We start from the raw sequence: 15335 nt of genomic DNA on the forward strand, positions 1-15335 counted from the left end.
CTCTCAATTCTCAGCGCCGTTTCTCTCAAACGGGACGCAAAGATAGAGAAGAGATTTTAATTAAAAAGAAAAAATCAAATCTTTTTTTTCTCTCCTTTCAGTATTTCAATCTGGCTTCCTGATTCATATTCCTGACGCCTGATTATCGCTAACCAAACATCCAAAAAACTCCCTCAGTACCGCCTCTTTGCATGCCCGTTCCTCTCAAACGGGACGCAAAGATAAGTCAACATTTTCCCCAATTCCTAACTTCCTAACAAAGAAAATTTGGAAATATTTAAATGGGTTTCTTATTACAATGATTATCAGGAGGTTGAGTCGGACTTAACCAAATCTTTTATTGAATTAGCACCTTTGAGAGAGGTGACTAGCGATCCAATTAGGAGAAAACCGATTAAAATACCTCCTGCTGAGAATGAAACTGTAGCACTAGCTACTTGCTCCTTGAACGTTGCTAATGCCAAAATCATTATCGTGGAGAATGGTAAAGACATAGCTAGAAAGTTCAGTGCAAAAGTGGGTTCGAAGGTTTTATGATCTCCCTCCACATTAGACTCTAATACGGAAACTGACTCAATATGCAAGTACGGCCAAAAACTAGCACTACTCTGCGGAAAGAGAATAGCTAACATAATGAGCGCTGGGTCTGCTATTTTGAAAAGTATAATTACAAGGCCACTTAGCAGAAAGGCTATTGCTGAACGCCAAGCTAAAAGACCAAATATTAATCTAGCATGCCCCCATGTGAGTTTAACTGACAACCCTATGAATATCATGATCAAAGGTGTCATGATCATTCCGAGCTTATCTATACTTAATTGCAGGAATTCTGGGAAGATACTGTAGTTAACACCAAACCCAACTAAAGTAAGTGCCGCTATGATCGCCAAGTTTACAGGCTCCTTAATCATAATGAGCCCAAACTTTTTCAACTTGGATGCGGAGCTTTCGCCTTCAATATTATTCAATTGATAATACCATCGCATTGCTACGGCATAAAGAATTACCAAAACGAACAACTTATTCCCCACATCTGCAAATGCAGCATTGGCCAATGCCTCTTCTCCCAAGAATTCTAATATGAAAGGAAAACATGATAGACCAGGCGCCAAGGACGGGATCAACAACTGTGCTGTACGCCCAACAGGACTCTGAGGATTGACACCTATGGCCCGTGTCAGCCAACCTGACACTGTAAACATTAGCACATTGAGCATCAAAGCCAGTACTGGAAATAATATCATTCCCAAACTGAACTCTACTTTCTGTAGCGATATAAAAATCACTGCAGGTAATGCCAGGCTTAATATGATTTGCTTAATGCCACTGCGCTGATTGGAAGGCACTTTGCTCTTAAGAAGTAGCCCAATGACAATAAGCGCTAAAAAGGAAAAGGTTCTAATTAACCCCTCACTCATATGTTAATAAAATTTATCCTGTTATTTGATCTAAACTATCGACGAATAGTTTCACTTCGCCCATGGTACCCATACTTACTCTACTGTATGGCTTGTCATTAATGGTGAACACTCTAATACCCACTCCCATGCTCAACATCTTTTCTGCAAAGTCTTTAGTAGGAATATTGATCGGGTATAGTATAAATGACGTGTGCGAAGGAATTGGCTTATAGCCTAGATCCTGCAATGAATTAAAGACATAGTTTCTAGCTTCAGCATTTAAAGTCTTGGTTTTCTCCTGGAACTCAAGATCCTTGGTACTAGCAATAGCTGCATGAAGCGAAGTAACGCTGATTCCCATCTCGGTTCTTACAAGTTCCTGGATTTTATCAACGCGCTCTTCAGATGCTACCATGTAGCCTATTCTTAATCCAGCCATTCCATGGATCTTAGAATATGTACGACATATTACCACATCGTATCCTTCCTGAACCAAACCCACTGCAGACTCACCACCATCCATTAACTCGATGTATGCTTCATCAATGAAAACAGGTACTTTTTTGGATACCTTCTTAGCGAAAGCCTTAATCTCCTCTATAGGAGTAATTGTTCCAGTAGGGTTATTTGGATTACAGATATATACGAAACGTGTTTCACTATCTACTGCCTTTTCCATAGCCTTCAAGTCATGGCTATAGTCATCTTTCAAAGGAATATTCTTCCACGTAGCACCAATTGCTCTTGCTGTATTCACAATAGACATGTACCCTGGGTCAGCAGAAATCACATTTCCACCTTTCAAGCATGTAGCGAAAGCGAATTTTTCCAGAATATCTGTAGAACCTGGAGATATTAAGATTTGCTTTCCAGTGACACCTTCTTTTTCAGCTAATGTCTCTGCAAACTCTTTGCTACTATTGTAAACGTAACGATTTCCTTTAATTGCTGCTTCTTTCAAAGCTTCGATGGCTTTAGGCGAAGGACCATATGGATTTTCATTTGCCAGAAGTCTAGCTTTCAATTCAATTAAGTCTCTTTCAATAACCTTATGTGTTTCGATAAGGCTTGGTTGATAAAGTGGAGTCATTCCGAAAGCTGGATTCGCTTTTGATGTCCAAGGAACAACTTGCGCACCGAACATTAATGCACCGGCACCAAGACCAGTTTGTTTTAACCAATTACGTCTGTTGAAAGAAGAAGAGTTCATGAGAAAATGGGTTTATCTAAAAAAACACGTTTGTCGCACTCTAAATTTACCAAGAAATAAGCTTAATCTAATTAGGTGCTGGTATTAATATAATATTCACAATAGAGTCGATTACTGATTGACAGAACGTCAAAAAGCTTACTTTTTTAAAACTGTCAATAACGAAATTTTCATCGCGAAAATTGACATCACAGTACCATTATTGACAATATTTTTAAGGACAAAGTATGTAACAGTCCCAGGCAAAGCCTGAGACTGCAAAACATTAAGTTAGGTTAGAGAAGAGGAGACTCTATTACAACTTAATTGGTTTCAACTGGATCAGCATTGATTCCAATGTCTCCTAATGCTATAATGGTATTGTCTGACGATCCTGCCATGACTTTGATATTGGCATCATAAGTCTGCAAACCATCATAAAACCCATCAGTAGTGATCACATAATATTTGGAAGTAGAGAACTCTCCAAAATCATACCCCTCACCTGTATTTTCTATTGTGTAAAGTTCCATTAATTCTGAACCGCTTGCAGTGGTACTGCCCGCGTAAACAGCTGATGGATAAACAGCATCAGACGGAACATTATTAAGTGAAATCTGTAGGTAGGTATATCCCTCGAGTCCTTTCCAGAAAACAGCTCTTCCATAAACATCACTTGTTCCGGCTACCGAATCCAATTGGTAAGCCATATATGATGTCAATGTACCAGCCCCATCGGCAATCTCCAGTGCGTCCTCCAATCTTTCCTGCTCACAGGAATAAAATGCCAGAGATGAATATGTCAAAATAATAAGTACGGTTATTCTATTAAATATTTTCATGTCTATCGATCAATGGTGATTAAAATGAGAAGCTAAGTCTGGAGAAATAATATGCTCCACCTGAACCTTGCTGATAGTTGGAATAGATACCAAAGTCACGCAATTCATATCTCTGAATATCTGGCAGATTGTTGAATACGTTGTTTCCTCCAACAGTCAATCTCAGATTAGAAGAAATGTCATATGTAATGCCTAAATCAAAAATCAACTCTGGGCTGTAAGTCTGATCCGCATACCCTACTTCACCTGTTCCTTCTGGAAGACCTGTGATGATATCGTAGCTTGAACTCACATCTACTAAATCTGATTCGTTGTTTGCTTTGCTCGTTACTTCACCGTAATAACTTGGGCGAACCATGAAATTGAATTTGCCAATTTTGTAGTTCACCGTACCGATGATTCTAGTACTTGGAGTACCGGTTTCAAACTGAGCAACACTTCCTCGCTGTACATACTTCGCAGCAATTTCATCATCCGAAAGGTTTGTATTTAACTCTGGTACTGTAGCTTCTTCGAATTTGTTTTTTCTGAAAGTTGCCGCCAAAGTCAAATCAAGCATCCCAGTACCTAATCCAGTTTTGTAATTTGAAACTACTTCTAAACCGGCAGAAGAAATGGTACCTCCGTTGATTCTGAACTGTGCTTCACCATCACCAATCAATGGCTCTAGAGCAGGAGCTTCTGATGCTGTGAATGGATCAGTTTGGAAGATTCTATTTTCGATGGTGATTTTATACGCATCAACTGACAAACTGAAACCATCGAACAACTCTGCCGCAATACCTGCACTCATGTTTACTGAAGTTTCTTCTTTCAGCTCTCCAATTCCAAGCACTCTTGCTTCTGCACTTCCAACTGGATAGATGGTCGCATCAGCAGGAATGGTATTTACGAAATAAGTAAATGTATGAGAGTAGTTTTTCTCTTGAAGAGATGGCGCTCTAAAACCAGTACTATATGAACCTCTGATAGAAAATCCGTCAAACAACATATATCTGGTAGCTACTTTTCCTGTTAATACACTACCAAAATCCAAATAGCTTTCTAAGCGAGTTGCTCCAGCTACTAACCATTTGTCAGTAACGTCCAACTCCAAATCAAGATATGCTCCAGTTACTGTTCTGAATTCATTCGCTTCATTGCTAGGACTGAATCCTGTGAAACACTGACAACCTTGAGAATAATTCTTAACGATTTTGGACAAGTACGGCTGAACTACTAATGGGTCGCCTGATCCATCTACAATTGGATTAGAGTTTTGATCCTCTATTGGCATACCATCAGGACCAACTAGTAATTCATCTGTAGATGTAGCTGTGTAAATTCCCGCATCACTATTGGTCCAACTCTCCGGTTGCCCTCTATTGATTTGATAATTTTCCACTCTCATCTCCACTCCAAAACCAACATTTAGCCCATTCAAAGCATCAGCGAAAAATCTTGACACATCAACATTGGATGTGTTTTGCAAAAATGAATGCTGACCCAGATACATATTGGTAGGAGATTGATCACCGTAAGTAGTGTTAATTGTGTGATCCATTCGGATATCCATGGCATTGCGCCCAAGCGTATTGCTAACATCGACATTGAACTCGCCGATTTTACCTTGAACTCCAACACTTGCAGCAGTATTTACCTGAGTAGTGATCATCTGAGGTCTGAATCCGTTCGGATACAACCCAAATGCACTCGCTCTGCTAGTCCATGAAGGAGATCTGTAGTAACAGCTAAATCCTTCTATGTTTTTGAATCCGATATCTCCATTGGCATAGAATTCGAAATCACCAACCAACGGAACTGCCATATTGAAGGACATGGCTCCTAGATTAACACCAGGCTGTCCCAAATAAGAGCCCAAGTCATACTGGGTAAGACCTCTAGCTTGCATTAATCCATAGTTGGTAGAAAGCTCATCAGGTGTATACCCTTTATAACTTCCTTCGCTTAGTGCAATAAGTAATTCTGGATTTGTGATAATTGGATTTCCATACTTGTCTGTTCTTTGATTAGTTAGGTAAGTTCCATCATAAGCTTCGTATCTAGCATAATCCAAAACTGTTGGTCGAATAGCTGGTTTGTCCTGACGGAGCATACCAGTGATATTTAAATATCCAGAGCGACCCAGGCCAATTCCGTAGTTTGCATCGAAGGTATAGCTCTCGCCATCAATGCCACGAGGCACTTCATCTTGCAATGCCTTCTCGCCAGCGGTAAGTCCACCATAATTATTCTCGAATTTCGGGGTACCGATATTTGGATAAGCTCCTACTGTCAAGTTACCAGTCAGTTGACCAGTTGTTTCTTTTAATACAATATTCATTACACCGGCAATGGCATCAGATCCATACTGTGCTGCCGCTCCATCTCTAAGGATTTCTACACGTCCAACAGCTGAAGAAGGAATAAAGCTCATGTCAACGGCATTGGCATAAGTTCCAGTTTGAGAGGCATTCAATAAAGCAGATGTATGTCTTCTTTTGCCATTGATCAAAACCAACATCTGGTTTGGAGCAAGACCTCTTAATGTAGGAGGAGTAACGTGAGAGTTAAGGTCACCACCTTGTGATTTTACCGCACTGAAAGATGGTGCCGTAGCAACAAGCATCTGTGACAAATCTGTCTGAGGCATGCTTGATGCCATTTGATTGATATTGATCACATCAACCGGAGCTGCGGTTTCGATCTTAGTACGTCCAGCTCCTCTGGACCCTAATACTACCAGCTCAGTTAATTCCGTAGCATCTTCTGCAAGTTCAACATCGATTTTAGTTTTACCTGCTACTGGAACTTCTTTGCGATTAAAGCCAACAAAGGAAAAGACAAGAACAGCTTCAGGATCAACACTAAGTGAAAAGTTGCCATCCATGTCAGTGATGGTTCCTAGAGATGATCCCTTTATAAGAACGTTTACCCCTGGAAGCTTGCTTCCATCAGATGCGGTAACAGTTCCCGAAACGTTTGATTGTGCGTATGCATTCCCACAAATAAAAAATAAAGTGAGAAGCACTAAATAGTAGAGTTTCTGCATGGTCGATTAAGTTAGATTAAGGTTTAAAGTTTGAGCTTAAACCCCACTAAGTCAATGACCACCTTTTATTATTACAGTATTAACAAATTGTGAACCAGCTGTTTACAATTATTTGAAAAATGACCTAAAACCTCTAACCGTTTTTTACCATTATTTTAATTTAATACTGCATAAGAACATTATAACAATACTTTATTTTGCATTCAAATTATTAAACAATATTTTATTTCTGTTAAATCGGATTCAGACAATACACAACGCTGTACTGTTGAAATATTTTCAACACTTACAGAAAATAACCCTGAAATTTTACAAGATTTTTAACTACTTACGGCGTTTGTAAACCGGAACGGTACTACATGGCTCGCCATACATGATGCTACTAACTATTGGAGTAAGTTTTTTGGTAAGCTCAAAAAAGGCATAATCTCTACTCTTAAGATTTCCACATCCTTTAATGACTACTTTAGCATCAACTAAGTCTTTTTTAAGAATTTGCTGAATTGCTTCATTAATTAATTCCTTCTCAAGCTCCTCTTGCTGACCAAAGACCATCTTGTTCGCCACTCCATTTAATTTGGTAGCAACTAACATGTAAGCCCAAGTAGGAACGATAGCATCAGCTGAACAGAATACTCCTACATTCTTTCCCTTGAATTGAGACCAATCGTATTCTTTAATGAATTGACGAAAATCTTTTTCGCGTAAAATCAACCCCTGAAACAAGCCGTCGTTAATGTCGAAAAACGCCTGCTTAGTCTGATCAATGTATTCATCAAAGTCTAAAGACACTAATGCACTATTAGCTACTCTATTTACAATCTCATCCATTACACTTTGAACTTTTGAGACGGCACATTAGTTCGGTATTCTTTTAAATAATCTGGCTCATAGTAAACCAAGTCTTCAAATTGTTCTTTTTGAAACTTGTCAAAAGCCAACTTGCCCATATGAGCTGCTGATGGATGAATGTCTGGAATAAACTTCACGCTTGGAAATATCTCCTGGAACTTATCTGACCCATTCCCAAAGAATACCAGATTTTGGCCATCAAACTCTGAGAATGAATTTTCATCCACTATTAATGGCTGAGGCTCCCAGACCATTTGACGATCAGCTTTTTTTGCTAAACAAAAAACTTCCATTCTCCGCGCATCGATCATTGGAATAAGAATGGTATCATCCGAAAACATGGGGGCTACTTGTTCAAACATAGAGTCCAAACTTGTAATTGCTACCATCGGAATACCCAATGTAAAGGCAAATCCTTTGGCAGTAGCTGTACCTATTCTTAAACCTGTATAAGATCCGGGTCCAGCCGAAAGCGCAATGGCATCCAATTGACCCAAAGTCAATTCGGTATTTTCCATTAATTGCTCGACAATCACTGGCAATAAAGAACTGTGAGATTTCTGAAGATGATAAGACTGACTTCCGATAAGCTCTCCATCTTCATGTACTGCAACTGAACAAACTTTGGTAGAAGTGTCTAAGCTAAGAATTAGTGCCAACTCAATTTCCTTTAAGAATGGATTCGTATTGCTGTGAGTTGTTTAAAACTTCAACAGCAGCAATTACCTCTTTATCCTCGCTAAACATAGACTCGATCATTCCTGCCTGATAGTAATATCTACCTGCAATTTCTCTTTCAAGGAGCATTTTGATTTCAGGCTTAAAGGTCACTAGATCCATGTCCTTATTATGAAGGGTTTCTTTTCTCAATGCCTCAATTTGTTCAGCAATGTCATCGTAATACTTTTCCTTTTTGGCAGACTTGATTAATCCATCAATATCATGCTCAACTTGAGTAGTATATTTAACCTCTTTCTTAGACAACCAAGATTTAAACGCATTGTACTCTGCATCTGTCAAAGCAAAATCCATCGCATTTGTAATCTCAGGATGTGCATAATAATACTCCGTTGCATAATCGAAAATGAGGTCATCCGCCATCAACGCAAACGTAATAGGCGCATAGTCATACTCCTCTACTTCTATATCTGGTAATACTCCACCACCATCGTACACCTTACGACCTGATTGCGTTTTGAATTCTGACTTCAGCGAATCTGCCACTTTACCTACACTTCCATCAGGATTTCTGTGACTATAATCTATAGCCTGAATACATCGTCCGGAAGGGATATAATATTTAGCAGTAGTTACTTTTAGCTGTGAGTTATAAGCTAATGGTCTTGTTTGCTGAACCAGCCCTTTACCATAAGAACGCTGACCAACCAATACTCCACGGTCATAGTCTTGCATGACACCAGAAACGATTTCTGAAGCTGAGGCACTACCATTGCTAACTAAAACTGCCAATGGAATTTCTTCATCTGCAGCTGCATCTAACGTATTGTAGGTTTTTGTCCAGTTGTTGAGTTTGCCCCGCGTGGTTACGACTTCACGACCTTTGCCAACAAACACATTGGAAACATTAACAGCTTCCTCCAATAAACCTCCTGGATTGCCGCGAAGGTCCAGGATAATTTTCTTCGCACCATCTTCCTTCAGCTCGACAACAGCTTTGCGTACTTCAGCACCAGCCTCGGTTGTAAAGTCCGTTAGCTTCACATACCCAACATCTTCAGTAACCATTCCGTAATACGGCACATTTTTGATGGTAATACGCTCACGAGAAAGAGCTACATCGAACAGCTCATTTTTATTCAATCTTTTAATGGTCAACTTAATCTCTGAATCTGACTGCCCCTTTAGCAGCTTGCTGATTTCATCAGAAGATTTACCCTCCAGCTCAATTCCGTTGATTTTTAAAATTTGGTCACCAGCTTTTAAGCCAGCTTTATCAGCAGGGTATCCTTTATAAGGCATTACCACTGTGCTAATACCTTTCTTCTTATTAACTACTGCTCCAATACCACCGTATTCTCCGGTAGTCATTGTACGGTAGTCTTCAATATCATCTTCAGGTATATAGTTGGTATATGGATCTAGCGTTTCCAACATTGACTCAATACCAACACGCATGAGTTGCGATGGGTTTATTTCATCTACATAATAGGAATTGACCTCTTTATAAAGTGTAGCGAAAATGTCAAGGTTCTTTACGATCTCGAAGGTACGATCACCTGGAGTGGATTTGAAAGCAAATAAACCTACACTCACCAGCCCGATAGCGGACCAGATTTTCCATTTTCTACTCATATGCCTGATTGTTTTTGTTCTGATCTTCGATCTTTCTCAGATGCTTGACCTGTTAAACGTTTGATGAGCTTTTTTAGTTTAGGCTCAATCTGGTCATAAGGTACTATAGATTTGTCTACATAGACAAACGCGATGTGATAAAAGGTATTAGACTCAGAAAGAAGGTGTTTGTTGAGACGATAGACCTCTCTCATCCTGCGTTTGAGCAAGTTGCGATCTACAGCTCTTTTGAAATTCCTCTTGGATACAGAAAACAGGGCCTTATTTTTATCTCCGTCAATTGCTTTGAATTTGACCAATAGCGGACGCAAATAAAAAGAGGAACCGCTCTTGAACAGTTCCTCAATGTCTTTTTTACTGACTAGTTTCTCTCCTTTCGGAAAACGATATGATTGGCCTGAATCAGTCATTAGGCCTACAATTTAGAAATTATTTCTTGTGAGTTTCGTCAGAAACTGTAAGTCTCTTTCTGCCTTTAGCTCTACGTCTTGCTAATACTGCACGACCATTAGCAGACTCCATTCTTGAACGGAAACCGTGCTTGTTTTTTCTTTTTCTTACTGAAGGTTGAAATGTTCTCTTCATGACTAAGCCTTTTAATTATTTATCTGTCATCGGAATCTGCGTGCAGAAACCTCGAATTTTTCAAAACGGAGTGCAAAGATATATAAAGAATAATCTTAACCAAACTAATTATTCTCAAGTATCGAGAAATTATTCAGTTAATTTGATTCTTATCCCTGTTTACACCTCAAATACTTCTTTTTTAATCTCCTGAAGCTTAGAGAATGTCAATCTTGGCCCATACTTAGACACTACAACTGAAGAAGCTTTACTTGCTAATTTTCCTGCAGAAGCAAATGTATGGCCATTGGTAATTCCATATAGAAAAGCTCCTGAGAACATGTCTCCTGCACCATTACTATCAACAGCTTCCACTTCGTAAGGCTCAATATTGATAAATGTATCGCCATCATAAATGAGAGAGCCATTTTTACCTTGAGTAACTACGAATTTCTTAGCTACCTTTTTCAATTCTGCTCTAGCGTCAGTGATATTGTCTGTTTGAGTAAACAACATCGCCTCTTCTTCATTGCAGAACAAAAGGTCAACAGAAGCACCAACAACATCTTCCATTTCATCTCTGAAATACTTCACCATACTTGGATCGGAAAATGTCAAACTAACTTTGATATTGTTTTCTTCAGCATATTTCTTAGCTTCTTTCATGGCATGCCGTCCAGATTCAGAAGCAACAAGGTAACCTTCAATAAAGAGATACTTAGAATTAGAAATAGCTTCTTTGTCCAATTCCTTCACTCCAAATTCAGAACTTATACCTAAGAAAGTATTCATGGTTCTTTCAGAATCTGGAGTAACCATGATGAGTACCTTACCAGTTACTCCTGTTTCCAACTCTTTCTTTTCCAGGTTTGTATCAATTCCGATATCCGTCAATTCTTTTAAAAAGAAATGACCATCACCATCATTCGCCACTTTACATGAATAGAAACATTTACCACCAAGCATGCTAGCCGCCACAATGGTATTTGCAGCTGATCCCCCACCTTCTTTTTTCGTAACACCGCTATCGATATCAGCTAGCACACTCATTTGTCGATCTTCATCAACGAGCGTCATCACTGATTTTTCAATATCATGTTCTTCCAAAAACTTGTCTGAAGTCTCAGTAACATAGTCTACTACTGCATTTCCAATAGCATATACATCGTATTTCATCTTGTATTAAAGGATTAAATGAAAGCGAAAAATGATCACGAAATTATGGAATAATTACTCAATACAGACTGTTTAGTTAGGAATATTCCATCATTCATGGGCAAATACACCAGATTGATATAATTTTTTTTGCATTATCCAATTAAGCTTTCTAATTTGGTCAATAGTGTAAGTTACTAAGACACAAACAGGTTAATATCACCGCAAAGCAAACATCAATTGGATTATTCCAAGATGCGATAGCAATCTAGATCGAACAACCTCTGCACCGCCTTACCAGCACAAGATAGATACAAGAACGTCAACCGCCTGCTTTATGAAACGGATAGTATTACTGTGCCTAATTGGGTACGGCTTGTGTTACATACCTCTATTTGCCCAAGACAACTCGGTCGGGATAAATACCCGAACTCCAAATGCCAATGCGGTATTGGAACTGGTCTCCCCTGGCAGCAATCAAGGTCTTTTAATTCCTAACTTAACCACTGCTCAGCGAGAAGCTATGGCTAACAGCCTTGGCACTGCAGAACTTGGCTTGATAGTTTATGATGGAGATTTAAATCGATTTTACTATTGGCATCCAAATGGCTGGAAAGCTGGACTGGGCGTACTTAGTGAAACTCAAGCCGCTGGAGATCTTCAAGGTACATTTCCTAATGTAACGATCCGAGACAATGTAGTGGACAAAGCAGCGCTGGATCAAGTATTGGATATAGGCAGTGAAACCGCGTTTGGTGATGCTGCCACTGTTATCACTATTACGCTTGATACAGATGGTCGGGTAAGAGATATTGTAGAACTTCCTATCAGCATTGGGTCATCCAATATAATAGACTTAACAATCTCCAATGCAGATATAGCTGATCAAACCATTACGATCAGCAAGTTGAATGCTGAAGGCAATACCAATAAAGTATTGACAACTGACGCATCAGGCACCTTGTATTGGGCAGATGAAAACTTGTTTTTAACTCCAGCTTTACAAGACGGGCAGCTTTTCATTGGAAGTTCTGATAATAAAGCAATTGGGTTGCCAACAACGGGTGATCTAAACATCTCCAACTCTGGCACAAGTATCAACTTTGAAATTAATGACCTCTCCATAGAAACTGGTGACATTGCTAATGGAGCCATTACTTCAGACAAAATACTTGACGGGACAATTCAATCCAGCGACATTCAAGATGGAGCTATTGGTTCCACTCAACTAATAGACGGTGAAATTCAAACAATAGATATTAATGATGAAGCAGTGACATCTGCAAAAATCGCTAATGCAACGATCATTAATGAAGATTTGTCCACTGGCTCTGTTCAATCAAATAGTATAGAAGATGCAAGCATTATATCAGAAGATCTGGCCACTGGAGCGGTAGAAAGCTCTAATATTCTCGATGGAACAATCACTACAGAAGACATTGCTAACGATGCTATTACTTCAGACAAACTTGCTGCTGGAGCTATACAGTCGGGCGACATACAAGATGGAGCAGTGGGGTCTACCCAAATCTTAGACGGTGATATTCAGACCATAGACATCAACGATGCTGCAGTGACATCTGCCAAAATCGCTAATTCCACAATAGTCAATGAAGATATTGCTACTGGTGCAGTCCAATCTAACAGCATTCAAAATGCAACCATCATTTCTGAAGACCTTGCTTCAGGGGCTGTTGAAAGTTCTAATATTCAGAATGGAACCATCATTACTGAGGACATTGCGAATGATGCTATTACTTCAGACAAACTTGCTGCTGGAGCTATACAGTCAGACGATATACAAGATGGAGCAGTGAGGTCTTCCCAAATCTTAGACGGTGATATTCAGACCATAGACATTAACGATGCTGCAGTGACATCTGCCAAAATTGCCAATGGAACAATCGTCAACGAAGATATTGCTACTGGCGCAGTTCAATCTAACAGCATTCAAAATGCCACCATCATCTCAGAAGATTTAGCAACTGGAGCAGTAGAAAGTTCTAACATTCTGAACGGAACCATCATTACTGATGACATTGCGAATGATGCCATCACCACAAATAAAATATTAGATGGATCGGTAGAATCTTCTGACATATTGAACAGCACTATTCTCTCAGAGGATTTAGCCATAGGCGCTGTAGAGACATCTGACATCCTGAACGGCACTATATTAACTGAAGACATTGCGGATGAAGCGATTACTTCTGAAAAAATTGAAGATGAAACTATTCAATCCGAAGATATCGGTACAGGAGAAATTACCACCAATGAAATTTTGAACAGCACGATCATCACAGAGGATATAGCTAATCTTCAGGTGACAAATGAAAAAATTGCAGCAAATGCAGTAACCAATGCCAAGGTAGAGCGCGTTTCTCTACTGCCAGATCGATTATTGGGCACTCAAACCGCTAATGGGAGAGGCTTGATGGTTGCTCAACAATCTACAGTTGTCATTGATTTTGGCTCCTTCGGCCCAACAGAATTTTATGTGCCAAGCTTCATTACCACCAATACTTCCAGTGTTGTTATTACTGATGCTAATGGTAATGTTACTTTCGAACCAAGATCTGCTTTCCAACAAGCCACACTTAACCAGGGAAACATGTTCGTTGGTACTGCAGGAGGAACGATACAACTTCCTGTAGCCATTGATGGTACCTCATCAAATCGAGGTGGTTTTGTAATAGGTGGTGCAAGTACATCAGGCAGTATTACCGCTCAGTTTATCAGTGGCGACTTGTGGATCATGAATGATGGTCAAGCAATCATTCAGGACAATGCCGTCCAAGGAAATGATATTGATGTAACGAATGGTGATTTTACTGTTTCTGGATCAGAAACAATTTTATTTACCAACACAGGAGGCTTGGATGTATCCAACAATGTGTATTTGTCAGCCAGTACTCTTCCAACTGTTGTAAGAGGATATTTGACAGTCAACGAAAATGCGGGATTTGAAGCTAATGTTACAATCAAAGGAGACTTAAGTTTTGATACTGGACAAAAAGTAAACGCCATCTCAACAGATCTCACAGTTTCTGATGCGAATTCTGATCTAGCAACTGCAGAGGCTATTACAACTTATGTGAACGATAAGTTTACACAAGATTCAACAGCTATTTATAATAAGATTAAAGCAGATTCTTCGGCACTGCACTATGCATTGATAGATTCCGCAAGCAATATCCGATCTGACTTAGGAAACATTGAGACAGATTTATACAACGCAATAAGTGATACCGCTGATGTGGTAAGAACTTCACTCGCTGATTCCATCATTGCTGTTCGTAGTGCGCTGGTTGATTCGGCTTCAGATATTCGTTCGCATTATGATCAGGTGGTACTCGATACAGCTACTGATATTCGTGCTGACTTGCATGCTGCCATTATTGACTCGGCTAATGACGTTCGCTCTGATTTGGCCTCAGCTCTGGCTGATTCTGTACTCGCCGTAAGAGGTGCTTTAGTTGATACAGCTAGTGACATTAGAAGTGATATTGCTTCACTCGAACTTGATCTGCACAATGCCATGAGTGATACTGCTGATGTGGTAAGAACTTCTCTCGCTGATTCCATCATTGCTGTTCGTAGTGCGTTGGTTGATTCGGCTTCCGATATTCGTTCGCATTATGATCAGGTGGTTCTCGATACGGCTACTGATATTCGTGCGGATTTACATGCTGCTATCATCGACTCGGCTAATGACGTTCGCTCTGATTTGGCTTCAGCTCTGGCTGATTCTGTACTCGCCGTAAGAGGTGCTTTAGTTGATACTGCATCTGATATCAGAGGTGATATTGCTTCACTCGAACTTGATCTGCACAATGCCATGAGTGATACTGCTGATGTGGTCAGAACTTCTCTCGCTGATTCCATCATTGCTGTTCGTAGTGCGTTGGTTGATTCGGCTTCCGATATTCGTACGCATTATGATCAGGTGGTTCTCGATACGGCTACTGATATTCGTGCTGACTTGCATG

The 15335-nt window shown here is 39.7% G+C and carries 11 protein-coding genes; 1 reads left to right on the forward strand and 10 read right to left on the reverse strand.

Going from position 1 to position 15335, the window contains the following annotated elements:
* Positions 1–305 precede the first annotated feature (305 nt).
* From NXS00_RS26745 to NXS00_RS26790, 10 genes are all read right to left on the reverse strand, one after another.
* The gene (locus NXS00_RS26745; protein ID WP_258102373.1) at positions 306–1418 is read right to left on the reverse strand and encodes an AEC family transporter; all 1113 of its coding nucleotides are present in this window, start codon (positions 1416–1418) and stop codon (positions 306–308) included.
* A 13-nt stretch (positions 1419–1431) separates the two neighbouring features.
* A complete protein-coding gene (locus tag NXS00_RS26750) occupies positions 1432–2610 on the reverse strand; it encodes a pyridoxal phosphate-dependent aminotransferase (protein WP_258102374.1) in 1179 nt (392 codons plus the stop codon).
* Positions 2611–2912: 302 nt separating this feature from the next.
* Positions 2913–3431: a hypothetical protein gene (locus NXS00_RS26755; RefSeq protein ID WP_258102375.1), complete on the reverse strand. Its 519-nt coding sequence runs from the start codon at positions 3429–3431 to the stop codon at positions 2913–2915.
* Positions 3432–3450: 19 nt separating this feature from the next.
* Positions 3451–6462, reverse strand: a complete 3012-nt coding sequence (locus tag NXS00_RS26760; protein WP_258102376.1) for a TonB-dependent receptor — start codon at positions 6460–6462, stop codon at positions 3451–3453.
* A 324-nt stretch (positions 6463–6786) separates the two neighbouring features.
* Positions 6787–7293, reverse strand: a complete 507-nt coding sequence (locus NXS00_RS26765; protein ID WP_258102377.1) for a DUF2480 family protein — start codon at positions 7291–7293, stop codon at positions 6787–6789.
* A complete protein-coding gene (tsaB, locus tag NXS00_RS26770) occupies positions 7293–7973 on the reverse strand; it encodes a tRNA (adenosine(37)-N6)-threonylcarbamoyltransferase complex dimerization subunit type 1 TsaB (RefSeq protein WP_258102378.1) in 681 nt (226 codons plus the stop codon). The genes NXS00_RS26765 and tsaB overlap by 1 nt, the downstream gene beginning before the upstream one ends.
* 1 nt (position 7974) lies before the next feature.
* A complete protein-coding gene (locus NXS00_RS26775; RefSeq protein ID WP_258102379.1) occupies positions 7975–9627 on the reverse strand; it encodes a S41 family peptidase in 1653 nt (550 codons plus the stop codon).
* Positions 9624–10037: a ribonuclease P protein component gene (gene rnpA, locus NXS00_RS26780; protein WP_258102380.1), complete on the reverse strand. Its 414-nt coding sequence runs from the start codon at positions 10035–10037 to the stop codon at positions 9624–9626. Before rnpA ends, NXS00_RS26775 begins: the two co-directional genes overlap by 4 nt.
* Positions 10038–10056: 19 nt before the next feature.
* A complete protein-coding gene (gene rpmH / locus NXS00_RS26785) occupies positions 10057–10212 on the reverse strand; it encodes a 50S ribosomal protein L34 (RefSeq protein ID WP_258102381.1) in 156 nt (51 codons plus the stop codon).
* Positions 10213–10371: 159 nt separating this feature from the next.
* A complete protein-coding gene (locus NXS00_RS26790) occupies positions 10372–11367 on the reverse strand; it encodes an adenosine kinase (protein WP_258102382.1) in 996 nt (331 codons plus the stop codon).
* Positions 11368–11683: 316 nt separating this feature from the next.
* On the opposite strand from NXS00_RS26790, the gene NXS00_RS26795 reads away from it, so the two are divergent.
* Positions 11684–15335 (forward strand): beta strand repeat-containing protein (locus tag NXS00_RS26795; protein WP_506530941.1); only part of this gene is annotated, 3652 nt, incomplete at its 3' end.

This window comes from Marinoscillum pacificum (genome assembly GCF_024714495.1).
Taxonomy (GTDB): Bacteria; Bacteroidota; Bacteroidia; order Cytophagales; family Cyclobacteriaceae; genus Marinoscillum; species Marinoscillum pacificum.

Excerpts from the sequence above, each read along its gene's own strand:
- rnpA (WP_258102380.1), bottom strand. The coding sequence starts at position 10,037 with ATGACTGATTCAGGCCAATCATATCGTTTTCCGAAAGGAGAGAAACTA.
- NXS00_RS26745 (WP_258102373.1), bottom strand. The coding sequence starts at position 1,418 with ATGAGTGAGGGGTTAATTAGAACCTTTTCCTTTTTAGCGCTTATTGTC.
- NXS00_RS26755 (WP_258102375.1), bottom strand. The coding sequence starts at position 3,431 with ATGAAAATATTTAATAGAATAACCGTACTTATTATTTTGACATATTCA.
- rpmH (WP_258102381.1), bottom strand. The coding sequence starts at position 10,212 with ATGAAGAGAACATTTCAACCTTCAGTAAGAAAAAGAAAAAACAAGCAC.
- NXS00_RS26790 (WP_258102382.1), bottom strand. The coding sequence starts at position 11,367 with ATGAAATACGATGTATATGCTATTGGAAATGCAGTAGTAGACTATGTT.
- NXS00_RS26775 (WP_258102379.1), bottom strand. The coding sequence starts at position 9,627 with ATGAGTAGAAAATGGAAAATCTGGTCCGCTATCGGGCTGGTGAGTGTA.
- NXS00_RS26760 (WP_258102376.1), bottom strand. The coding sequence starts at position 6,462 with ATGCAGAAACTCTACTATTTAGTGCTTCTCACTTTATTTTTTATTTGT.
- NXS00_RS26750 (WP_258102374.1), bottom strand. The coding sequence starts at position 2,610 with ATGAACTCTTCTTCTTTCAACAGACGTAATTGGTTAAAACAAACTGGT.
- NXS00_RS26765 (WP_258102377.1), bottom strand. The coding sequence starts at position 7,293 with ATGGATGAGATTGTAAATAGAGTAGCTAATAGTGCATTAGTGTCTTTA.